Source organism: Mahella australiensis 50-1 BON (assembly GCF_000213255.1).
In the GTDB taxonomy this organism is placed as follows: Bacteria; Bacillota; Clostridia; order Mahellales; family Mahellaceae; genus Mahella; species Mahella australiensis.
The window spans coordinates 1450945-1474295 of record NC_015520.1 but is presented as its reverse complement, the minus strand read 5'-3'; the positions used below and the strand labels follow the sequence as shown (position 1 = coordinate 1474295).

General features: G+C 43.5%; 22 protein-coding genes and 1 riboswitch. Of the genes, 11 read left to right on the top strand and 11 right to left on the bottom strand.

The window, feature by feature from the left end; translation table 11 throughout:
* Nucleotides 1–2: 2 nt before the first annotated feature.
* From proC to MAHAU_RS06950, 3 genes are read left to right on the top strand one after another with little or no spacing between them, the layout of a single operon-like run.
* Complete coding sequence (gene proC, locus MAHAU_RS06960) at nucleotides 3–803, top strand: pyrroline-5-carboxylate reductase (protein ID WP_013781019.1); 801 nt, start codon at nucleotides 3–5, stop codon at nucleotides 801–803.
* Nucleotides 804–808: 5 nt separating this feature from the next.
* Complete coding sequence (gene rnhA, locus MAHAU_RS06955) at nucleotides 809–1237, top strand: ribonuclease HI (protein ID WP_013781018.1); 429 nt, start codon at nucleotides 809–811, stop codon at nucleotides 1235–1237.
* Between the two features lie 32 nt (nucleotides 1238–1269).
* Nucleotides 1270–2238 (top strand): tyrosine recombinase XerC, encoded by a 969-nt coding sequence (locus MAHAU_RS06950; RefSeq protein WP_013781017.1) that lies wholly within the window; start codon nucleotides 1270–1272, stop codon nucleotides 2236–2238.
* A gap of 6 nt (nucleotides 2239–2244) precedes the next feature.
* Here the strand turns inward: MAHAU_RS06950 and MAHAU_RS06945 are convergent, their stop codons facing one another.
* The gene (locus tag MAHAU_RS06945) at nucleotides 2245–2529 is read right to left on the bottom strand and encodes a LysM peptidoglycan-binding domain-containing protein (protein WP_013781016.1); all 285 of its coding nucleotides are present in this window, start codon (nucleotides 2527–2529) and stop codon (nucleotides 2245–2247) included.
* A 193-nt stretch (nucleotides 2530–2722) separates the two neighbouring features.
* On the opposite strand from MAHAU_RS06945, the gene lexA reads away from it, so the two are divergent.
* The gene (gene lexA, locus MAHAU_RS06940; RefSeq protein WP_013781015.1) at nucleotides 2723–3346 is read left to right on the top strand and encodes a transcriptional repressor LexA; all 624 of its coding nucleotides are present in this window, start codon (nucleotides 2723–2725) and stop codon (nucleotides 3344–3346) included.
* 155 nt (nucleotides 3347–3501) lie between these two features.
* Here the strand turns inward: lexA and MAHAU_RS06935 are convergent, their stop codons facing one another.
* The 7 genes from MAHAU_RS06935 to MAHAU_RS06910 all read right to left on the bottom strand — a co-directional run bounded on the left by MAHAU_RS06935 (nucleotide 3502) and on the right by MAHAU_RS06910 (nucleotide 9901).
* The gene (locus MAHAU_RS06935; protein WP_013781014.1) at nucleotides 3502–4005 is read right to left on the bottom strand and encodes a DUF4829 domain-containing protein; all 504 of its coding nucleotides are present in this window, start codon (nucleotides 4003–4005) and stop codon (nucleotides 3502–3504) included.
* Between the two features lie 132 nt (nucleotides 4006–4137).
* Nucleotides 4138–4731: a GTPase domain-containing protein gene (locus MAHAU_RS06930; RefSeq protein ID WP_041643931.1), complete on the bottom strand. Its 594-nt coding sequence runs from the start codon at nucleotides 4729–4731 to the stop codon at nucleotides 4138–4140.
* A complete protein-coding gene (locus MAHAU_RS06925) occupies nucleotides 4728–5678 on the bottom strand; it encodes an AAA family ATPase (RefSeq protein WP_013781012.1) in 951 nt (316 codons plus the stop codon). The genes MAHAU_RS06930 and MAHAU_RS06925 overlap by 4 nt, the downstream gene beginning before the upstream one ends.
* A gap of 126 nt (nucleotides 5679–5804) precedes the next feature.
* On the bottom strand, nucleotides 5805–5963 hold the full coding sequence (locus MAHAU_RS15355; protein ID WP_013781011.1) for a YHS domain-containing protein: 159 nt from the start codon (nucleotides 5961–5963) through the stop codon (nucleotides 5805–5807).
* A 112-nt stretch (nucleotides 5964–6075) separates the two neighbouring features.
* Nucleotides 6076–7353, bottom strand: a complete 1278-nt coding sequence (locus MAHAU_RS06920; protein ID WP_013781010.1) for a methionine gamma-lyase family protein — start codon at nucleotides 7351–7353, stop codon at nucleotides 6076–6078.
* A 27-nt stretch (nucleotides 7354–7380) separates the two neighbouring features.
* Nucleotides 7381–8532, bottom strand: a complete 1152-nt coding sequence (gene metX, locus MAHAU_RS06915) for a homoserine O-acetyltransferase MetX (protein WP_013781009.1) — start codon at nucleotides 8530–8532, stop codon at nucleotides 7381–7383.
* 79 nt (nucleotides 8533–8611) lie between these two features.
* Nucleotides 8612–9901 (bottom strand): homocysteine synthase, encoded by a 1290-nt coding sequence (locus MAHAU_RS06910; RefSeq protein WP_013781008.1) that lies wholly within the window; start codon nucleotides 9899–9901, stop codon nucleotides 8612–8614.
* A 93-nt stretch (nucleotides 9902–9994) separates the two neighbouring features.
* Nucleotides 9995–10104: riboswitch (SAM riboswitch) on the bottom strand.
* A gap of 142 nt (nucleotides 10105–10246) precedes the next feature.
* On the opposite strand from MAHAU_RS06910, the gene MAHAU_RS06905 reads away from it, so the two are divergent.
* The 7 genes from MAHAU_RS06905 (at nucleotide 10247) to MAHAU_RS06875 (ending at nucleotide 19889) form a co-directional block, all read left to right on the top strand.
* Nucleotides 10247–11584, top strand: coding sequence for an ISNCY family transposase (locus MAHAU_RS06905; protein ID WP_013779793.1), 1338 nt, complete (start codon nucleotides 10247–10249; stop codon nucleotides 11582–11584).
* Nucleotides 11585–12045: 461 nt separating this feature from the next.
* Entirely contained in the window at nucleotides 12046–14655 is a 2610-nt protein-coding gene (locus tag MAHAU_RS15000; RefSeq protein ID WP_013781007.1) for a sigma 54-interacting transcriptional regulator, read from the top strand.
* A gap of 255 nt (nucleotides 14656–14910) precedes the next feature.
* A complete protein-coding gene (locus MAHAU_RS06895; RefSeq protein ID WP_013781006.1) occupies nucleotides 14911–15363 on the top strand; it encodes an NADH-quinone oxidoreductase subunit NuoE family protein in 453 nt (150 codons plus the stop codon).
* A gap of 3 nt (nucleotides 15364–15366) precedes the next feature.
* Entirely contained in the window at nucleotides 15367–16671 is a 1305-nt protein-coding gene (locus MAHAU_RS06890) for a complex I 51 kDa subunit family protein (protein ID WP_013781005.1), read from the top strand.
* Nucleotides 16668–18389 (top strand): NADH-dependent [FeFe] hydrogenase, group A6, encoded by a 1722-nt coding sequence (locus MAHAU_RS06885; protein ID WP_013781004.1) that lies wholly within the window; start codon nucleotides 16668–16670, stop codon nucleotides 18387–18389. The genes MAHAU_RS06890 and MAHAU_RS06885 overlap by 4 nt, the downstream gene beginning before the upstream one ends.
* A 56-nt stretch (nucleotides 18390–18445) precedes the next feature.
* Nucleotides 18446–19096 carry a redox-sensing transcriptional repressor Rex gene (locus MAHAU_RS06880; protein WP_013781003.1) on the top strand — a complete coding sequence of 217 codons (651 nt, stop codon included), beginning with the start codon at nucleotides 18446–18448 and terminating at the stop codon, nucleotides 19094–19096.
* 40 nt (nucleotides 19097–19136) lie between these two features.
* On the top strand, nucleotides 19137–19889 hold the full coding sequence (locus MAHAU_RS06875) for an SDR family NAD(P)-dependent oxidoreductase (RefSeq protein ID WP_013781002.1): 753 nt from the start codon (nucleotides 19137–19139) through the stop codon (nucleotides 19887–19889).
* Between the two features lie 46 nt (nucleotides 19890–19935).
* Here MAHAU_RS06875 and MAHAU_RS06870 read toward each other — a convergent pair whose 3' ends face one another.
* The 3 genes from MAHAU_RS06870 to MAHAU_RS06860 all read right to left on the bottom strand — a co-directional run bounded on the left by MAHAU_RS06870 (nucleotide 19936) and on the right by MAHAU_RS06860 (nucleotide 23345).
* Nucleotides 19936–21447 (bottom strand): xylulokinase, encoded by a 1512-nt coding sequence (locus MAHAU_RS06870; protein WP_041644426.1) that lies wholly within the window; start codon nucleotides 21445–21447, stop codon nucleotides 19936–19938.
* A 2-nt stretch (nucleotides 21448–21449) separates the two neighbouring features.
* The gene (locus MAHAU_RS06865; protein ID WP_013781000.1) at nucleotides 21450–22292 is read right to left on the bottom strand and encodes a class II fructose-bisphosphate aldolase; all 843 of its coding nucleotides are present in this window, start codon (nucleotides 22290–22292) and stop codon (nucleotides 21450–21452) included.
* Nucleotides 22293–22361: 69 nt separating this feature from the next.
* Nucleotides 22362–23345 carry a 2-hydroxyacid dehydrogenase gene (locus MAHAU_RS06860; RefSeq protein ID WP_013780999.1) on the bottom strand — a complete coding sequence of 328 codons (984 nt, stop codon included), beginning with the start codon at nucleotides 23343–23345 and terminating at the stop codon, nucleotides 22362–22364.
* Nucleotides 23346–23351 lie beyond the last annotated feature (6 nt).

Genomic DNA, 23351 nt, shown 5'->3' with positions numbered 1-23351 from the left:
TCGTGTATAAAATAGGTCTTATAGGAGCTGGCAATATGGCAACGGCTATAATAAAAGGCATATTGAAAGCCGAATTGGTACAACCGAACGACATAATAGTCAGCGATATCGATGATAACAAACTAGTTCCTTTGCAAGGATTGGGTGTTGATATAACTAAGAATAATAAGGCATTAGCTGAATCGGCCCATATAATAATACTTGCCATAAAACCTGGTGTTTATGAACCGGTATTAAAGCAATTGAGGGATGTTATAGCACTCGATACCATAGTGGTATCTATAGCTGCTGGTATATCCATAAAGTACATAAAAAGCTTTTTTGATAGAGACATAAAGGTTGTACGCGTTATGCCTAATACTCCAGCGCTCATAGGCATGGGCATGTCTGCCATAGCTGTGCCATCAAATATAGATGAAAGTACAGCGAAGAAAGTGGAGACGATATTTGCCGCCTTAGGCAAGGTCGATATAATTGAAGAGAAGCTAATGGATGCTGTAACTGCTATAAGCGGCAGCGGCCCAGCTTATGCTTTTATGTTTATAGAAGCACTTGCTGATGCCGGTGTCATGGAGGGCTTGCCAAGGAATAAGGCGTATACATTAGCAGCCCAAACATTGCTTGGTTCTGCGGCTATGGTATTGGAAACCGGAGAACATCCAGGTAAACTTAAGGATATGGTATCTTCACCGGCGGGAACCACTATAGATGCCATATATGCATTGGAACAGGGTGGATTTCGCGGCATAGTAATGCGAGCCGTTAAAGCATGCGCTGAAAAATCAAGATATATGGAGAAGTAGAACTATTGAAAAAAGTAACTATATATACCGATGGTGCTTGTACAAACAACCCCGGACCGGGCGGATGGGCCGCCATATTAGATTACAAAGGTTGTGTAAAAGAAATATATGGCGGAGAACCTCTGACTACGAACAACCGTATGGAACTGACAGCAGCGATAAAGGCCTTGGAAGCACTGAAGGAACCGTGCTACGTAGAGCTATACTCCGACAGTGCATATTTGATCAATGCCTTTAATCAGCACTGGGTCAACAAATGGATGAGAAACGGATGGAAAACTATAAGCGGTGATCCCGTTGAAAATAAAGATTTATGGGAAAGGCTTGTAGAGTTAACTAAAATGCACGAGATTAAATGGGTAAAAGTAAAAGGGCATAGCGATAACGAATATAACAACAGATGCGATGAACTCGCTAAAAACGCTATAAGGTAAATTGTATTTTGTAATGGAAGATGGGGTATAGGATGCAGATAAATGATACGCCTGATATAATAAACGATTTTCTTATATATTTGGAAAATGTCCAGGGTAAATCCCCTAATACGGTAAAGGAGTACTTTTATGACCTGCGTACATTCTTCCGTTTTTTAAAAATAAGGCGCGGTATGGTAGATGAAAGCGAGGATATAAGATCTATAGACATCCGAGATATAGATTTATCCATCGTGAAAAGCGTGCAACTAAGCGATCTCTACGCTTATATATCATTTCTCTCAAACCAGAAGCATAACAATGCACGTAGCAGAGCGCGTAAGGTGGCTAGTATACGCACGTTTTTTAAGTATCTTACTAATAAGGCTAAACTTTTATCTGTAAATCCGGCTATTGAATTGGAAAGCCCTAAAGTGGGCTCTCGAAATCCTGTATATCTTTCTTTAGAGGAAAGCCGGGAATTGTTAGCTTCGGTAGACGGGCCTTTTAAGGAGCGGGATTACGCTATACTTACATTATTTCTAAACTGTGGACTGCGTTTGTCAGAGCTGGTCGGTATAAATATAGGCGATATCAAAGAAGATACCTTGCGTGTGATAGGTAAAGGTAATAAAGAACGCACAGTTTATCTCAATGAAGCATGCCTAAATGCTATAGAAACTTATTTAAAAACGCGGCCGCATGATGGGGTAAAGGATAGGGAGGCACTGTTTTTAAGTAAATTGAAAAAACGAATAAGCCCTAAAACGGTTCAGTATATAGTTAAAAAATACATATCAAATGCAGGTCTGGACAGTACCAAATATTCTACGCATAAGCTACGCCACACAGCGGCCACACTAATGTATAAATACGGTGATATAGACATAAGGACGCTGCAGCAACTTCTGGGCCATGAAAATATATCTACTACCCAGATATATACCCATGTCGATAATGATATGGTACGTCATGCCGTAAATAGTAACCCATTATCGCAGGAAACAGAGCATGATAAGTAACCCCAATTAAGGCACAGGTATCTTCAACAATTCGCCGGGCCGCAGTTTAGATGGATCTATATCGTTTAATTGCCTTATCTCGTATATAAATTTGCGTATTTCTTTGTCTTTAGGAACATATCTCTTGGCTAAAGACCAAAGCGAGTCGCCTGTCTCCACATATACCAATTGATAGTTCTTCTCATTTTGCGCCGATGTACGCTCGGGCAAAGAGGGGATAATGGTCAGTAGCAGTATGCCTATAACTATTGCCGCTATGTATAAACTCTTTTTCATCATATTTAAGCACATAAGGCTTAGTTGCCTCCTTCTGTATTTAGCTTTGATAGCGTTTAGCATTCAAGTGTGCGAACAAATGTTCTGTATATATATTAACACGAACAAACATTCGTTGTCAAGCTATATGCGAACATTCTTTTGCAATATTTTTTATTTCGTGTTATAATTGAACCATAATTAATATATACGGAGAGTGTTATTAAATATGCCTATAGATTTGACTGTTAAGCAAAAACAAATACTGGACTTTATAAAAAGTATAACCGAAGAGAGAGGATATCCGCCTTCTATACGGGAGATAGGCGATGCCGTTGGACTAAGTTCTACTTCTACAGTACACGGCTATTTGAAACGTTTGGAGGCCAAAGGAGCTATAAAACGTGATCCCACAAAACCGAGAGCCATGGAAGTGATATACGGTGAGCCGAGCGACGATGAAAATATTTCAAAAGTAGAATTGGCAAATATACCTGTACTAGGACGCGTAGCAGCCGGTCAACCGATATTGGCCCAAGAGAACATAGAAGAATATTTCCCATTGCCGCTGGACTTTATTCAGAACAGTGAAGCTTTTATGCTCAGAGTTAAAGGCGACAGCATGTACGAAGCAGGTATATTGGATAATGACTATATAGTCGTACGCAAGCAGGAGACTGCACAAAACGGCGATATAGTGGTAGCCCTTATAGACGATGATGCCACCGTAAAACGCTTTTACAAAGAAGAGGATCACATAAGGTTGCAGCCCGAGAATCCCTTCATGCAACCTATTATAGTGAAAGATGTAAAAATACTCGGCAAAGTCATAGCTGTGCTAAGGAGACTATAAGCGTTTATTAATAAGCGCTTATAGTTTGCTGGACACACATAAAATTATCAGCGGTAATTAGGAGATGATTTTTATATTTTCTCCCATCAATTATACAAAATGAACATTTTGTATAATTGGAGTTGACGAGTGGAGAAATGTATAATTTATTATATTTATATACCGCCGTATCCTTCTCCCCAATCTTGAATTAGCCATGGGGAATCGTTATTTTTTCTAAGTAATATATACGTCCATTCGAATGTCCCGCTAAAAGGACTCTTCGTGGGATCATATTCAGCAGTAAAATTTACGTTAACGATTGCGACATTATCAGCGCTCAAATTCATCTCCTTCGCTTTTTCACTATTCAAAATGTGCTTCAACCTATCTTTTAATTCGTCGCCAGATAATTCATATATTTGATTTATCTTAAGGCTTTTAAGGTATTTAAATAGATCAGGATCCGTGAAACCTTCTCTTCTTTCTTCCGTCATAGTGGCTAACCAGGCATCCATATTATTTGTTTTTTCAGCTTCAAAATGCTGTTCAACGACTTCTACAGGGGTCATTGTACTTGTCGGATTGGTAATAGGATTTTCGTTTTCAGTCTGACAAGCTCCCAAAAAGCCTAAAGCAACAAATAACGAAACCAAAATATGTACGCTTTTGATTTTCAATTAAATCCCCTTTTTTTAAATTTGACATTGTTCTGCTTTCCTTGGTTCCAGTTGTTTCGATAACAAATTATGATAATTCATTTTATCATAATTTGAATTATTATTCAAACGAAATATTTCTCCATTCCTCTTTTATTCATTTATACGGTTTATTATCCCGTTAAAGCCGGTTTTATTTAATGCTGAAACATATATGATTTTATCGTCGCTGACGTTAAAAGCTTGTGTAACTTTGTTCGAAAGGCCGTCGGTTCGGTCCATCATATCAATTTTATTAACCAGCATTAAATAATTATCATTGCGGCCGAAAGTATCGGAGAGCACTGTATCTATGTCGTCGATAGGTAATGTTTGTGAGGATAGCGCGCTAGCGTCGACGACGTGTAGTAATATAGACGCGTTTTTTATAAAGATGATAGTTTGCGCCATGGCCGAGCGCAAATCTATAGCTTCGGGCATATCGTTTGTCAAGCCAGTGGTATCTACCAGTTCTATGTATTGACGACCGACATTTATTCTTGCCCATTGAATGCCCATAGTGCTAAAAGGCTGCCGGTTGCATAGATAATGCTTGGCCACCTCTATGTCATAAACCTTTGCCATGCTATTGCCGTCAGCGTTAATAAAATGCAGTTTTATAGTCTTATTGCCCAGAAATTTGGCTAAATTAAGCAATAAAAGCGTTTTACCCACATTAGGTTTGCCTATCAAAACGCAGGTTTTCATGACCACATATCAACTTCCTCTATATCTTCCTTGCGGATAATTATCAGATCATTCTTGCTTATGCGGCTCTGTTTGTGCAACCTGACTGCCTGCTTTCTTATGGCGTTTTCAACTAGGTTCCTTACCAACCTCGCATTGCCTAACCTTTGGTCGTCATTTGATCTTTTTTTAGCAAGCAACAAATACAGCTTATTTCGGCCGTCGAGCGACAGACTGTATTGGCGTTTAGCGAACATGAGCTCGGCTATCTGAACCAGCTCATCTAAAGTATAATCCTTGAATTCCATTTGTATGGGGAATCGCGACCGCAGGCCCGGGTTCATGCGAATAAAATAATCCATCTCATCTTTATAACCGGCTAAAATGACTATGAGATCATCTTTATTGTCTTCCATTTCCTTAACCAGGGTATCGATGGCTTCTTTACCAAAATCCCTCTCCCCTCCCCTGGCCAAAGAATAAGCCTCATCTATGAATAATACACCCCCCGATGCTTTTTTAACTTGTTCCCTTACCTTCTGGGCGGTATGACCTATATATTCCCCAACTAAATCAGCTCTTTCAACTTCGATGATATGCCCTACCCTCAATATGCCCATTCCATGCAGCATTTTACCCAATAGCCGCGCTACGATGGTCTTGCCTGTACCCGGATTGCCTTTGAATATCATATGTAAAGTCATGGCATCATGTGCCATACCCTCCATTTTACGTCGTTGCTGTATATTTATATAAGCCTGGAGCTCTTCCACTAATTTTTTTATATTCTCTAGTCCTATAAGTGAAAAAAGCTCCTTTTTGGCTTCTGCTATTTCCAAACTATTTATATCGTATGTATACTGCTCACGTCCATAAATATACCTAATGGCGTCGGATGGCGTTATCTCTCTACGTTCCACCTTTTGTATTATCAGGAGTTCATTATCACTCAAACGCCTTGTCACCATGATGCCACCTCCTTAAAAGCCTTATTATCAATATATGAATAGGAACAATTAAAGGTGACACAGCAAAAAAAATGACCGATATAAGGTAGTGGCATGCCTCTCTTATATCGATCAATATCATCGGTCTTATTTATTGTCCGATGCATCAATGTATTTAGTAGGGTTCTCGTCGAACTCCATTTTGCAATGTTTGGAGCAAAAATAATAAGTAACACCATTGTATATAGAAGTGGCGGCTGCTTTCTTTTCATCCACCATCATGCCGCACACTGGATCTTTGGCCATCTTTTTCACCTCCCAGCATTCGATACATCGCCTTATTATACTATACCCGTGTAAGGTACCTATAGCTACTATAACACCACTTCCTTACTATGTCAAGTTATATTGTATTTACTTATATTCCCATCTCTTTTAATGCAAGCATGAGTCCTAATTTTACATGATCGTAAGTAAGACCGCCTTGTAAATGGCCTATATACGGCGGCCGCATGGGGCCGTCGGCGCTGAGTTCTATAGATGCCCCCTGCACAAAAGTGCCGGCTGCCATTATAACCTGATGTTCATATCCAGGCATATCCCATGGTTCGGGTACAACGAAACTATCCACTGGCCCTGCTTTCTGTATGCCTCTGCAAAAGGCCTTGAGCTTGTCAGCCTCTTCAAAACGGATGGACTGTATGATATCGGTGCGTCGATCATTGCTGGAAGGAAAAACGCCGTATTCCAATAATTCAAATATGCGGCCGGCCAGTATGGCACCCTTTAATGCCTCGCCCACGACATGCGGCGCCATAAAAAGCCCCTGATAGAAATTTCGGTATCCGCCGGCGTATGAACCCACCTCTTTGCCTATGCCCGGAGCCGTAAGGCTATATGCTATACGCCCTATCATATCGCTTTTGCCGACGATATACCCTCCTGTTGGCGCTATACCGCCGCCGGGATTTTTTATGAGAGAGCCGGCAGCTATATCAGCACCCACCTGCGTTGGTTCCAAAAGTTCAGTAAATTCTCCATAGCAGTTATCTACTACTATAGCAGCATTACACCCCAAATCACGCATAAATTGTATAACACTTCCTATAGTGCTTACATCTATAGATTTTCGCCATTGATAGCCGCGTGAGCGCTGTATAGCTATAACTTTAGGTGTATGATCGATTATAGCTCTTTTTATCCCTTCAGTGTCAAATGAGCCGTCGTCTAATAATTCTACCTCTTCATATAATATGCCCCACTCTTTAAGCGAACCGGGGCCCATGCCGTTTATACCTATGACCTCCTGCAGTGTGTCATAAGGACGACCGGTTATAGAAAGCATCGTATCCCCCGGCCTAAGCAATCCATATAGGCACAGCGATATAGCATGTGTACCCGACGCTATCTGCGGACGCACAATTGCATCCTCCGTTTCAAAGATACGAGCATATATTCGCTCCAGCGTATCCCTGCCTTGATCATCATAACCATAGCCGCTGGTAGCCGCGAAAAATCTCTCCCCTACCCTTTCACGCTGCATGGCATCTATAACCTTATACTGGTTATAAGCTCGGATCTCGCCTATATTTTTAAATAAACATGCTATATCATCCTCAGCCTGTTGACATAGCGCGAATATGCGTTCGCTTAACTTATATGTGCTTTTCAATAAATCTTTGGTATTGCCTAACATTAAAAATTGTTCTGTCCTTTCCGCCATTTACATAAAAGAAAATAGCTTTTTCTTTTTACTGTTTCTCAGGCTCAATAAGAACCTTTGTATTATCGGCTTGAGTTTTTCGTATTCTATGAGGAATGAATCATGCCCGTATATTGACGTTAACTCCACATAAGTGGCATCTATCCCCAAGCCGCGCATTTTTTTTATCAGTTCCAATTGCTGATGTTTCGGAAACAATATATCCGAGCTTATACCCATGATTTTAACCTTACATATTATACGCGACAGCGCTTCTTCCATACTTTTATATCCCATGCTCAGATCAAATAAGTCCATAGCCCGCGACAAATAAATATATGAATTAGCATCAAAACGCCTTACCAGTTTTTCCCCTTGATAATCGAGATATGTTTCCACATCGAACTTAATAGTAGGGTCTTTTAAGTGCTTTATACCGAAACGTTCCCTTCCCCTTCCTATCATTCGACCAAACTTTCGTCTCATCGACTCATCGCTCTGATAAGTCATCATGCCCAGCATGCGTGCAATGCCTAAACCCAAAGCCGGTTGTTCACCTATTTCGTAATAATCGCCGTTATTCCACTTAGGATCCAACATAATGGTCCTACGCATTATATAATTAAACCCTATGGCTTGCGGATAAAGTTTGCCCGGAGTGGCTATAGGGAAAATACCGTCAATAAAATCAGGATATAATACAGCCCACTCCAGCGCCTGCATACCACCCATTGAACCGCCTATTACGGCCATAACATGCTCTATGCCCATATACTCCAAAAGCTTTTTCTGTACCCTTACCATATCACGAATAGTAATTACGGGAAAGCGCATGCCATATGGCCTACCGGTAGCGGGACTGATAGATGAAGGTCCTGTAGTGCCTTGGCACCCTCCCAAAACGTTGGCGCATATTATAAAGTATTTTTCAGGATCCAGCGGGAGGCCTGTGCCCAGCATCTGCTCCCACCACCCCTTTCTCGAATCATGTTCCGAATGGCGGGCTATATGCGAATCTCCTGTCAATGCATGCTCAACCAATATTATATTGCTTTTATCGGCATTTAAAGCGCCGTATGTTTCATATACCACGGTAATAGGGCCAAGCTTTTGGCCGCTTTCCAGCACAAACAAATCCGGCGGGTATGCAAATGTGTATTCCTGTCTATACAAACTGCTGCTATCCTCCCTAAACCTTATAATAACAATTATTATAGCATATATGGCAACGATTAGCCACAGCCCGTCCAAACTATATGCTTTGAGAAGCCTTTATAGCTTGATCCAGATCTTCTATAATATCTTTCACATCTTCGATGCCTATAGATACACGCACCATATCCTCGGTAACACCGGCAGCAAGCTGTTCCTCACGTGAAAGCTGTTGATGAGTGGTGCTGGCCGGGTGTATAACCAGCGACTTAGCATCGCCTACATTGGCCAATAATGAGAACAGTTTGAGGCTATCTATAAATCTTTTGCCTGCTTTTATGCCACCGTTTAGCCCGAATGTAAAAATGGCGCCGGCTCCTTTAGGCGTATATTTCTGAGCCAGTGCGTGATACTTACTGGACGACAGCGAAGGATAGTTTACCCATGATACGGCCGGATTCCCCTCTAGATAACTTGCCACGGCTAGAGCATTGGAAACATGCCTTTCCATACGCAATGGCAACGTCTCCAGGCCTTGCAGCATTAAAAAGGAATTAAACGGGCTTATGCACGACCCCATATCCCTGAGGAGCTGAACGCGGGCTTTTGTTATATAAGCTGCTGCACCTATATCTTTTACATAGCTTATACCATGATAGCTTTCATCCGGTTCTACTAAATTTGGGAATCGCCCGTTGTCCCAATTGAAATTTCCCGAATCTACTATTATGCCGCCTATGGACGTACCGTGCCCGCCTATATATTTAGTTGCCGAATGCACGACTATATCGGCGCCAAATTCGATCGGCCTACACAAATACGGTGAAGCAAAAGTATTATCTACTATAAGAGGTACTCCCACTTCGTGGGCTATCTTGGCCACAGCCTCTATATCCAGCACATTTATATTAGGATTCCCCAGTGTCTCCGCAAAGAACGCTTTGGTATGCTCGTTGACAGCCTTTCTGAAGTTTTCAGGATCATCAGAATCCACAAACCGAACCTTTATCCCATATCTGGGAAGCGTAGAAGCGAATAGATTATATGTACCGCCATACAGCGTACTGGCAGACACTACCTCATCGCCGTTACTAGCTATATTCATTATAGCCATGGTAATGGCCGCTGAACCCGATGCTAATGCTAAAGCTCCGATACCCCCCTCCAGCGCGGCCATGCGTTTTTCGAATACATCTGTGGTGGGATTCATCATGCGCGTATAAATATTTCCCGACTCCTCCAATGAGAACAACCTGGCTGCATGATCCGAATCCTTAAAAACATACGACGTAGTCTGATATATCGGCACAGCCATCGCTCCCGTAACCGGATCCGGTTGTTGTCCGGCATGCAGCGCCAACGTATTAAAGCCCCATTTTTTATCTGACATAAAATACTCCCCTTCCTATATGCTTCGCGACTCTAAACATCCAGATAATAAAAACCTCCCCTGCGCAAACAGAAGAGGTTTTTATATTTTCCTCTCTTATCTGCCAGGCACATCGCACCTGCAGGAATTGGCACCATACAACTCATTCCGATGTTGGTTGCCGGGCTTCATCGGGCCAGTCCCTCCACCTCTCTGGATAAGAGCCACATATTTAATTTAGCCAATTATAACATTCTCTATCGGTTATGTCAACATTGAAATAATCGTTTGTTATTATTCTATGATATTGTCATAGTAAAATTATTCTGCGATAATGTCATTATGAGGAGAGAGGAACAGTATTGTATGACAGAGAGCGAAATGCAAAAACTTGTTGTTATTAATAAAGTCATCGATGGGACGTTAACCGCAAGTGAAGCTGCGCAGGTTTTAGACCTCAGTGTTCGTCAAATATTTAGACTTAAGAAGGGGGTTAAAGAACAAGGTGCGTCTTTCGTTATTCATAAGAACAGAGGCCGTAAACCTGCTAATGCTTTAAGCGATGAGCTAGTAAACCATATCCTCACTTTGAGGAAGGAAAAGTATTTTGATACGAATTTCTCTCATTTTAGAGATTTGCTTGAGGATGATAAGGGTATTATTCTTAGTAATTCCTCGGTTTATAGAATCCTTGATAATGCCGGTATTCAAAGCCCTAGAAAGCATAGACGCCCTCGTAAGATTCATGCTAGAAGGGAACGTATGCCTCAGGCTGGCATGTTGGTGCAAATCGATTGCACCTCTTTTGAATGGATTCCTTCTGTAGGTAATATGGCTCTCCACGGTGCCATAGACGATGCCACCGGTCAGGTCCTCGCGCTCTATTTTACTGAAAACGAGTGCATGAATGGCTATTTTGAGCTCATGCGTACCATCATTGGCCAATATGGTATCCCTATATCTCTATATGCCGATAAGCATACTATATTTGCTTCTCCTAATAAGGGTAAAATCTCTATCGAGGAGCAGCTTGAGGGTAAAGTGGTAAATGAAACCCAGTTCCAAATGGCTATGAGTACATTGGGTATATCTATCATTAATGCCAGGTCCCCTCAGGCTAAGGGCCGCGTAGAGAGGCTATGGAATACTTTGCAGGATAGGCTCAGGGCAGAATTGAGGATTTATGGCATTGATTCTATGGAAAAGGCCAATGAGTTTTTGCCTAAGTTCCTGGAGAGATATAATAAAAGGTTCGCCATAGAGCCTCAAGATCCCGAGCCTGCTTTTAGAGAATTACCGCCGGATATCGACTTAGATAATATACTTTGTGTTAAGTTATCTAGAAAAGTTGATAATGGCGGCGTATTTTCTCTACACAGCCAATATTATCAAGTTGTATGTGATGATGGCAAAACCGTTGCACCTATCGTTCCTAGAGCTAAGATAACGGTTCTTACCAGCCCTAGGATAGGTATACGGGTGCAGTATGGCAATAATATATATGCTGTGAAAAAGCTCGATGAACCGCCTAAGAAAGCTCAGAAAGCTAATAAGGCAAGTTCATCGAGCACAGCTAAGCCTTATAAGCCTTCTCCCACTCATCCTTGGAAACAAGGTTGGCAGAAGGCGCCATCATATTGGTATGAGGAATCAGACAGAGAGATTTTAGAGGCTCTGTATAATTCCTCACGCGCCTGGCACTAGCCAGTATTAAGGCTTACAGCCTAATTATATAATAGCTGCGAAATGAACGTGCGTCAAGGGCAAGCGGAGCTTGTTTATTTTACCCTTGACGCACGGGAATGGAGCAGCTAGAATTTAGCAAAGCAGTAAGCCTTAAGATAGTATTATCTTTTTTGCTCATCTGGTGGTAATATATGTTCTCATATCATATTAATGTAAGTTGCTAAAGTTATATAACCAGCTTACTGTAATATAATCTATATTTAATGTTCCAATTATAGTAAATCCATACATCGCTATGAAATTTTCGTTGAATAAATATCAGCCATTTACTATGACATTTTCGCTGACTATTGACACATTGAAATAATCGTTAATATTATAGCATTTACATATTATTAGTGATATAATTTTAACAAGAAATTATATATAGCAACTCGTTAAAATTTCGACAATATGTGCCTGTGAAGGAAGGGGTACTCATGGGATTAGAAATAGTAAGGACGGAACCTAACAAATGCCGGCAATGTTATTCGTGTGTTAGAAACTGTCCGGTCAAAGCTGTCAGGATCAAAGACGGACAGGCCGAAATAATTCAAACAAGATGCATACAGTGCGGCAATTGTATAAAACATTGCAGCCAAAACGCCAAAAAGGTCATAAGCGGCATAGAAAACACTTCTGGTTTTCTGAATAGCAGATATTATACCGTGGCATGCCTTGCGCCATCTTTTATAGCATCGTTTTATCCGGCCACACCATTACAGGTAGTAGCAGCCACCAAAAAGCTGGGTTTTGCTGAAGTATGGGAGGTAGCAGCCGGTGCCGAAATAGTAGCAAGGCATACCCAAGCATTTCTATCGCAGCATAAGCAAGGTACCTATATAAACACTGCCTGTCCAGCTTTGGTAAACCTTATAGAAAGGCATTATCCTGCGCTCATACCATATCTTAGCCCGATTGTATCGCCTATGATAGCCACTGGCATGATGATACGCTATGCATTAAGGCATAAAAATAACGTGAGGATCGTATTCATAGGTCCGTGTATAGCTAAAAAGGACGAGATTCACCGCCTTGAATTCGACGGCACAATAGATGATGTTTTAACCTTTGATGAGCTCAAACAAATGTTCAATGATCGTAATATAAACATTTCTACATGCCATGAAGAGGCATGGGATAGCCCTGCCGTATCTAAAGGGCGTCTTTTACCGCTGCCCAGCGGTTTTAGCAAAAATATAAAACCGGCACACGGTCAAATGGCTATAGATAGTAAAGAGAATATATTAGGATTAGTAAAAAACTTCAATTCTTTCGGAGCATACTTTATAGACGCTCTTTTGTGTCACGGATGCATAGAAGGTCCCAAAATCGACAGCCCTTTGCCCGTTTATCAACGTGGGATATTGATAGATCAATACAGTCGCTACGATATGCCGACAGACAATGACATGACTTTGGAAGAAATATACAAAAAAATATCTGATAGATTATATAGAAACTATGAAAATAAAGCAGCTTTGCTACCTTATCCAAGCGAGCGAGAAATACAGCAGATATTGGCCAGCACTGGCAAATGCTCATTATCAGATGAATTAAACTGCGGAGCCTGCGGCTACGATTCCTGCCGCGACAAAGCTATAGCGGTTTATCAGGGTATTGCTGAGATAGAGATGTGCCTTCCATACCTGATAAACCGAAAGAACGCCTTACTAAGCCAATTATCGGATAAATTAAATGAGATATCCTCATTAAACAACGAGCTAAACGGCTTGGTTGAATGCTCATATGATGGCATGATGATGACTGACGGGCAAGGAAATATACTGCGCACAAATTCTGCCTGGAAACGCATAGTGGGTATATTGGATGAACAACTGCCCGATAATGTCGCGGAGCTTGAGAATAAAAGGATCATATACCCATCAGCCACATTATTGGCTATAAAAGAGAAACGCCGTATAACCGTTCTGCAACAATGCCAAAGCGGCCGTCAGTTGATAGCAACGGCAAATCCCATATCGGATGAAAACGGCCAGATAACACGTGTGGTAGTAAATATAAGGGCTATAGACGAACTGAATAAGCTGCAAAACAAATGGGTGAATTATAACGATAACTCTTCAAGTGCCGATACCGTTAAAAATACTGTCCCTGCGCTTATAGGTAACAGCCCTTCTTTTATAAAAGCCTTAAATATAGCATACGAAGTGGCTGATGTCGATTCCACTGTATTGCTTTTAGGTGAAACCGGTGTAGGAAAGGATATAATAGCCCATTTCATACACAATACCGGCTCACGAAAGAATGGCCCTTTTGTAAAGATAAACTGCGGTGCCATACCCGAGACGCTCATAGAGTCCGAATTATTCGGCTACGAAACCGGTGCGTTTACAGGAGCCAAGCGCGACGGTAAACAAGGGCTCTTTGAAGCGGCCGACCATGGCATATTGTTTCTGGACGAGATAGCCGAGCTGCCTATGGCCATGCAGGTAAAACTATTGCAAGCCATCCAAGAGAAAAAAATAACGCGTATAGGCGGCATCAAACCATTAGATGTAGATGTTCGGATAATAGCGGCCACCAACAAGGACCTAGCGACCATGGTAAAACAAGGTACGTTCAGGGCCGACCTCTATTATAGAATAAACGTGGTACCCATAACCATACCCCCGCTGCGTGAACGTATAGAAGATATAGTGCCATTGGCCCAATATTTTGTCAAGCAGTTCAGCGACAAATACAATATCGATAAACAACTTTCCATAGACGCATATGCAGCCCTCAATGAATATGATTGGCCGGGCAACGTGCGCGAGCTGGAGAATATCATAGAACGGCTGATGGTGACCACTAAGGGCGATATAATAACCTCAGAAGACATATGGACTTGCATCGGAGAACAACCATCCGCACGATCCACTGTAAAAGTAAACGACATAATGCCTATCAAAGAAGCTGTCGAAGAAGTTGAGCGCCAATTACTGCAGATGGCTCATAAACGCTATAAAAGCACCTATAAAATGGCCGAGTGCCTGGATATTGACCAATCCACCATAGTGCGCAAGCTCAAAAAATACCAAAACTAATGCAAATATGCATTAAAGCGATGTATTTCTACATCGCTTTAATTTGCTACTTTTTTAACAATAATACAGTCTATCTGTCCTATACAATGCGCATATGCATTAAAGATAAATATGGTTTCATAACCTTTTTTAACAATCATTGCCCTATTATGCCCAAAGATTCGTTAAATTTATATCTATCATTCTACCCATCTAGTTGGCATATTCTTTGCTCCTAATATAAGTAGAATGATTTTTATTGAGGGAGATGGCTTTATGGTAGAAGAAATAGTGAATCGCCATGGTATCGCTGAGGATAAGCTTATGCCGATATTGCTGGATATCCAAAACAGCAACGATAAGCATTATTTGAGCGAAGATGACCTAAAACAAGTATCGAAATTGCTCGGTATACCGGAAAGTCGCGTATACAGCGTGGCCACATTTTACAGCTTTTTTTCTTTACAACCCAGGGGAAAATATATAGTACAGATATGCGATAATGCTCCATGTATAGTCAATGGTGCTTATAATGTGATCGATGATTTTCGCCACATATTGGGTATAGATATGGGGCAAACCACCTCGGACGGCCTGTTTACGCTTGAATACAGCAGTTGTCTAGGATGTTGTTCACATGCTCCTGCAGCCAGGATAGCCGGGGAATTATACGGCGATCTCGATAGCGAAAAAATAAAATCCATACTGAGCGATCTTAGGAGGCGATAGTATATGTCCGATCTTACAGTAAAACGTTTGACACAGCGTTGCGGCAACATCGATCCAAGCGATATATCCGAATATATAAGCACCGGCGGTTACAAAGCGCTGGTTAAGGCGCTTTTGACTATGAAGCCGCAGGATATCATAGATGAAGTCAAGGCATCCGGTTTGCTTGGCCGCGGTGGAGCTGCTTTCCCAACCGGCCTCAAGATGCAGATGGTCCACGATACTCCCGGCGATGTGAAATACGTGGTGTGCAACGCGGACGAAGGAGAACCAGGCACATTCAAGGATCGTTACCTAATGGAAGGTGATCCATATCAATTGGTAGAAGGCATTATCCTTGCCGGCTATGCCGTTGGCGCACAAAAAGGCTATATTTATATAAGGGGTGAGTACGACCAGGCTATAGAATTAATGAAAAATGCTGTTGAACAGACCAGAAAGATCGGTTATTTGGGCGATAATATATTGAAACAGCGTTTCAACTTCGATATCGAAGTGCGTTCTGGCGCCGGCGCTTATATATGCGGCGAAGAATTCGCCCTGATCGAATCTTTAGAAGGTAAAAGCGGGCGGCCGCGCTACAAACCGCCATACCCCCCTATCTCAGGCCTATGGGATAGGCCTACTTTAATAAACAATGTAGAAACCTTAGTCAATATACCCTATATTGTGTCAAACGGCAGCAAGGCCTTTCGTTCGGCGGGTACCGACAGCAGCGCTGGTACGAAGCTCATATGCTTGTCAGGAAATATCGTCAACAGGGGCGTATTCGAGGTACCGTTCGGCATAACGCTCAAAGATATCATACACGATATAGGCCAAGGTGTACCCGACGAACGCGAACTTAAAATGATTCAGATAGGCGGCGCTTCGGGAAGTTGTATACCCTCCGACATGCTGGACGTCAAGCTCGACTTTGCAGATATGAGAAAGAACGGTTTGTCGATGGGCTCCGGCGCCATCATAGCCTTTGACGACAGCCGGTGCGTTATAGACATAGTAAAAAGCCTTCTTAAATTCTTTGCCCACGAATCCTGTGGTAAGTGTACGCCCTGTCGCGAGGGTAATCCTCAACTCTATAACCTTATAGACGATTTCAGCAAAGGTTCAGCTACCCCTTCGCATTATGACGTGCTTCAGTCGCTGACACAAACAATGCAGCAAGCGGCATTATGCGGCCTTGGCCAGGCATCGCCTATGCCAATTGTATCCACGCTGCAGTATTTCAAAGACGAATACGATATGCACATAAACGGCCGCTGTCCTGCCGGCATATGCTCATCGATAAACGGAGGTGGAGTAAAGTGAACATGGTTAATTTAACTATAGACGGACGAAAAGTAACCGTTCCGGAGAATACATCCATATTGGATGCAGCTAAAAAAGTGGGCATAGATATACCCACGCTTTGTTACTTTCCCGATCAAAATATTAAAGGCAACTGCCGCGTATGCGTGGTGGAAGTAGAGGGTTCGCGTACCTTAGCCGCTTCATGCTCTACACCTGTAAGCGAAGGCATGGCAGTTAAAACGTGGAGTAAAAATGTGATGAACGCCAGGCGGACCATAGTTCAACTCATGCTGGCTGACCACGACGAAGACTGCAATAACTGTATAAAAAACGGCGTATGCGAGCTGCAGTCCCTCGCTCAGAGATTAAATATCCAGTATAACCCATTCAAAAATATACTTGAACTCAAACCGATAGACACCTCTACACCATCTTTAATACGCAATCCAAATAAATGCGTCAAATGTGGCAGATGCGTCGATATGTGCCAGGAAACACAACAGGTAGGGATACTATTTGACGCTTATCGCGGCGTCGATAGCGAGATAGTGTCCGGATTGGGTAAATATTTAAGCGACGCCGGATGTATATTGTGCGGTCAGTGCTCCACCGCTTGCCCGGTAGCGGCCATATATGAAAACGATGAAACCGATAAGGTGTGGCAAGCCATATTTGACCCCAGCAAACGCGTTATCGTTCAAACGGCACCGGCTATAAGGGTGTCGATAGCTGAAGAATTCGATATGCCTCCCGGCACTGTGGCGCTGGGCCAATTGGCTGCGGCATTGAGGCGATTGGGTTTCGACGATGTATTCGACACCGATTTTGCTGCCGATCTAACTATAATGGAGGAAGGGCATGAATTGCTTGAGCGCCTTCAACACGGCGGTACGCTGCCCATGATAACCTCATGCAGTCCGGGCTGGATAAACTTTATAGAACAATATTATCCAGATCTATTGTCGCACCTGTCCACATGTAAATCGCCTCAACAAATGTTTGGAGCGGTAGCCAAGACATATTACGCTCAAAAAATAGGTTTGAAACCCGAAGATATATTTGTGGTATCTATTATGCCTTGCACGGCTAAAAAATATGAATCCGGCAGACCTGAGATGAGCGATAGCGGTGTCAGAGATGTCGATGTTGCGCTGACCACGAGAGAGCTGGCTCGCATGATAAGGCAGGCCGGCATAGACTTCGCGGCGTTGCCCGAAGAACCGTTCGACGAGCCGCTGGGCATATCGACCGGTGCCGGCGCCATATTCGGCGCCACAGGCGGGGTTATGGAAGCAGCTTTGCGCACGGTATACGAGGTTGTCACAGGCAATGCGTTGCCCGTTTTGGACTTCACTGATGGACGCGGCTTAAAGGGAATAAAAGAGGCCAGTATGGATTTGGATGGTGCTAATGTTAACGTAGCTGTAGCCCACGGTATAGCTAATGCCAAAAAGCTGCTGGAACTTATCAGAAACGGGGCCGCTGATTATCAATTTATAGAGATTATGTGCTGCCCAGGTGGCTGTATAGGTGGCGGCGGCCAGCCTTACCGAACAACAAATGCTATACGCCAGCAACGTATCGAGGCTATATACGAAGTCGACAAAGCCATGCCGCTGCGCAAATCGCATGAAAACCCTGCCGTACAGGCATTGTACAAAGAATTTTTAGAGAAACCGCTGAGTGAAAAGTCGCATCATTTGTTGCATACAACATACTCGAACAGGCAACATTAAAATCATAGCATTGCCGTTATATCTTTGGTTAACAGAAAAAGGAGGCGTACCTCAGGATGAAAAAAAATATATCATGCCTGGTGCTCAGGAGATTGGCCATATATTACCGTTACCTGTCGCAGCTACCCGCTGATACGATTCATTCGATATCATCTACTGAGATATCGAAACAACTAGGCATCAAGGCGTCGCAATTGAGGCAGGACCTCCACTGGTTCGGGGAATTTGGCCATCAGGGATATGGCTATGATGTTGCGTATCTTAAAGAACAGATACGCAGCATACTACACCTGGATATCCGGCATCCGTTTATAATCATAGGTGCCGGTAACCTTGGTCAGGCGCTGGCCAATTACGCTGAATTCGAGCGCGACGGCTTTATATTGAAAGCATTGTTCGATGTGAATCCAAAACTTATAGGCCTGCGTATACGCGATGTGGAGATTATGGATATGGATGATCTTGAAATATTCTTGTCACAGCATCCCGTAAGCATAGCCGCCATATGCACTCCGGCCAACAAAGCGCAGAGTGCCATAAACCGCGTCGTAAATGCAGGCGTAAAAGGTATATGGAATTTCGCCTGTGCCAATATCAGCGTACCAGAAGGCATAGTGGTAGAAAACGTATACCTCAACGAAAGCCTCTACACACTGGCCGCACGTTTAGAGGAAGAATGCGACGAAAGGGCTTTGAACGAGTATTAAACTCGTCGATATATAAAATTATTTTCAAGGAGGCGTAATCATGCGTTTAGAGAATAAAGTAGCGGTAGTGACTGGAGCCGGTTCCGGCATGGGCAGAGCCATTGCCATAGCCTTTGCAAAAGAAGGAGCAAAAGTAGTATTAGGCGAATTGATCGAGGAAGGCGGTAGAGAAACCGAGCGAACGATAAAAGAAGCCGGCGGGCAGGCTGTATTTGTAAAAACCGATGTGTCCAAAGTCGCGGATATAGACAAACTCGTTTCCACCGCCGTAAAGGAATTCGGCAAATTGGATATTATGGTGAATAACGCCGGCATATTCGATAACTTTACGTCATGCCTTGATGCCAGCGAAGAACTGTATGACCGCGTGATGAATGTAAACCTTAAAGGCGTATTCCTTGGCTGCAAGCGCGCATTGCAGGAAATGGTCAAACAGCACAGCGGCAAGATCATAAACACGGCGTCCATAGCAGGGTTGAACGGTATGGCTGGAGGTACTGTCTATACGGCCTCCAAACATGGTGTCGTGGGCATTACAAGGCAAGTGGCCTGCGAGGTAGCATCTTTGGGTATAAACGTCAATGCCATATGCCCGGGTGCTATAGTGACCGGCATGACCAGGGATCTGTTGGGTAGCCCCGAGCAGCAAGAAGCCATAGTAGCCCCTATACCCATGAAACGCGTCGGACAGCCCGAAGAGATAGCAGATGCCGCCGTATTTCTGGCATCGGACGAGTCGAGCTATATAACCGGTACTACACTAGTAGTAGATGGCGGATGGCGGGCCAAATAGCCAGGTGAAAATCAAAAGCGGGCATTGAAACAGTGCCCGCTCATCTTTACAATTCTTCCAACCTTCTATACAATTGCTCTAAGCTCTTGTAAATGTCATTGTATAATTCATAATACCGTCGATAAAATTCGTTATTCTCTTGATCAGGGCTATATTCGCCCACAATCGGATTTAATCGCAACGCGGCTTGAGCTGCATCTTCGAATATACCGACGCCTTTGCCTGCAAGAGCCATGGCGCCCAGCGAGGCTGCTTCCCTTATCCTAGGTACCTTTATAGGCAGACCATATACGTCGGCCTTTATTCGATTCCACAATTCGGCTTTGGACCCGCCGCCCATTATGACCAACTCGTTAGGCGACAACGCCATATCGTTCAGCACATCCAGGCACGCCTTCAATTCAAAAGCCACGCCCTCCATAATGCTTCGACCTATATCGCCTTTGGCATGGCTGAGCGTCAAACCGAAGACAACGCCGCGAGCATCGGGATTCCAGCGCGTGGCCTTAGCACCCATAAAAAACGGTAAGGTTAGCAGCTTATTGGCGCCCGGAGGGCTTTGCATTATCTCGGCATCTATAGGCTTATAAGAGCTCTTATCCCTCGGATCCTCATTGGAATAATATACGCGGTCCCTAAACCACTGCATTATGGAGCCGCTTGTGGTCAAGCCCTGCTCTATCAACCAGTGATCGCGCAATGTATGTACGGAACATACCACCCTGGAGTCTATTACCTCAGGTACGCTGTCAGCAGCAAATGATATATTGCTGGTGGTACCGGTAGACTCCATAGCTCTCGCACCGAATATACCAGCTCCCAAAGCCTCACATTGCCTGTCACCCCCTCCAGCTACCACCGGTATGCCACTCTTTAAATCCAAAGCCGATGCCGCTTTGTCCGTGACATGTCCTACTATTTCGTCGGACCATACCAGCATTGGCAATTGTTCGGGTCTTACACCTAAGTAATCGAGGATTTCAGAGCGCCATTGCAGCTTTCGCACGTCCAGCATCATGGTTCGAGAGGCCAGCGAATAATCCAATATAAAATTATCGGTAAGCTTGAAGCATATATAATCCCTAGGCTGCAAAAAATAAGCGGCTTTGACAAAAGCATCGGGCCGATGCTCTTTAAGCCACGCTATCTTTGTAGCCGAAAAAGTAGAATCCGGTATCATGCCCGTTATGTTGTGTAAATCCTCTTTGCCGAAATGCTCGGCCATCTGATTCGCATAATCCTTGGATCGCCTATCCATCCACATTATAGCATCGCATAGCGGCGTGCCGAACTGATCTACTGGTACGATGGTTTCCCTTTGAAAAGAAAGGCCTATAGCCTCCACCCCAACAGCTTTAGCCAGCTTATCTTCAGCCTGGCGCACGGCTTTTACGACCGCTTCCCACCAATCATCAGCTTTTTGCTCGGCCGCCATAGGCGTGGGATGGGCTGTCGGATACTCGCAATTGCCATCGGCCAATATGTTCCCGCTGAGATCGAAAAATATCGCTTTGCACGCCGTGGTGCCTAGGTCTAACGTTAATATCGATGATATCATGCTCACCAGGCCTTTCCTGCTGATCCAAAGACCTTTATCTTTTCTTCTACTACATTAACTGTCTTTTTTCTTATCTCATCCATTAATAAGGCCAGTTCAAGCTTATTGCCTGACATATCTTTGCATACTGCTACACCAGCCTCGGATATATCGGTAAAAATGTTGATTTTTGAGATGCCTAATTCTATAGAATGCATAAAGTCACTGTCCGAAAGGCCTGAACCACCATGCAATACCAGCGGCACATCCACGGCATGGCGGATATCATCCAGGCGCTTAAAGTCCAGATGCGGTGTTCCCTTATATATGCCATGCACAGAACCGTACGAGATAGCCAGAGCGTCCACTCCGGTTTTTCCCACGAATTCCACGGCTTGTTCTACCTTGGTGAAAAGATCAGGATTCAGAGTTTCGGCGTCTATATCGCGCCCCACATACCCTACCTCGCCCTCCACCGATACGCCAACGGCATGCGCTATTTCTACTATCCTGCGTGTTTGAGATATATTCTCTTCAAATGGCAAAGCGGATCCGTCGAACATAACCGATGAAAATCCGAAGCGTATGGCCTTCATTGTATTAGTAAAGTTTTTGCTATGATCCAGATGCAGCGCTATAGGTATGGAAGACCTCTCTATGCGCGAAAGCGCCATATCGGATAATGTATTAATATCAAGAACGCTCGATAATCTCTCTGGCACACCCACTATAAGCGGCGAATTTAAGCTCTCAGCCGCCGTTATTATGCCTTCTAATGTTTCCATATTTATGAAATTAAACGCTCCCACGCCATAGCCTTCATTTTGAGCCTTCTTTAATATTGGCATAATGGTAGTTAACGGCATTATATTTCCCCTCTCTTATTTTAAAATGGCATATCAATGCAATTGATTGATATGCCATCCAGTATAGTTTTATTTTTTAAACGCTTCAGGATTGATACAATTTGGTGGCAATTGACCGTTAAGCGCCGCTACTACATTGTCCACATCCATTAAGCCCATCTTTGTGCGCGTCTCTATCGATGCACTCGCTATATGGGGCAGCAGTACGGCATTATCCAGCTCAGCCAAGCCAGGCGTGAGCTCAGGCTCATTCTCATATACGTCCAAGCCTACAGCCCATATCTCGCCTTCCTTGAGCGCTTTTACCAGTGCTTGCTCGTCTATCACCGGGCCCCTCGATGTATTTATCAATACAGCCGTCTTTTTCATCATCTTGAATTCATTCTCGCTTATAAGGTGCCTGGTCGATGGCAGCAACGGTACATGCAAGGATATAAAATCCGATTCCTTCAATAATGTTTCTTTATCGACGAATCTGCCGCCGGTTTCGGCCTCAAATCTGGGATTGGGATTTACATCATTATATAGAACAGTCATATCAAAACCCTTTGACTTTTTGGCAAACGCAGTGCCTATACGGCCACTGCCTATAACGCCCAACGTCTTTCCGGTTATATCTTGGCCCAGGAAAAGCATCGGCGCCCATCCTTTATATTTACCTTCCCTTGTGAATTTATCGGCCGGGACTATGCAGCGTGCAGCGGCAAACAATAGCGCCCATGCCAGATCAGCGGTGGTATCGGTCAATACATCCGGCGTATTCGTAACCAGTATGCCCCTTTCGGTAGCCGCAGCTACATCGATATTATCATAGCCGACGGCATAATTGGCGAATATCTTAACGCCCTTTGCAGCGTCCATGACCTCGGCATCGATTTTATCGACCAATTGAGTTATAACGGCATCGCGACCGCGTACATTTTCTAAAAGCTCTTGGCGCGTGAGCGGACGATCCTCCGGATTAACTTCTACTTCTAAATCCGGATTATTGTATAAAGCCTCCATAGCTTTAGGAGGCAGAAGCCGCGTAACATAAACCTTCCATTTAGCCATATGTAT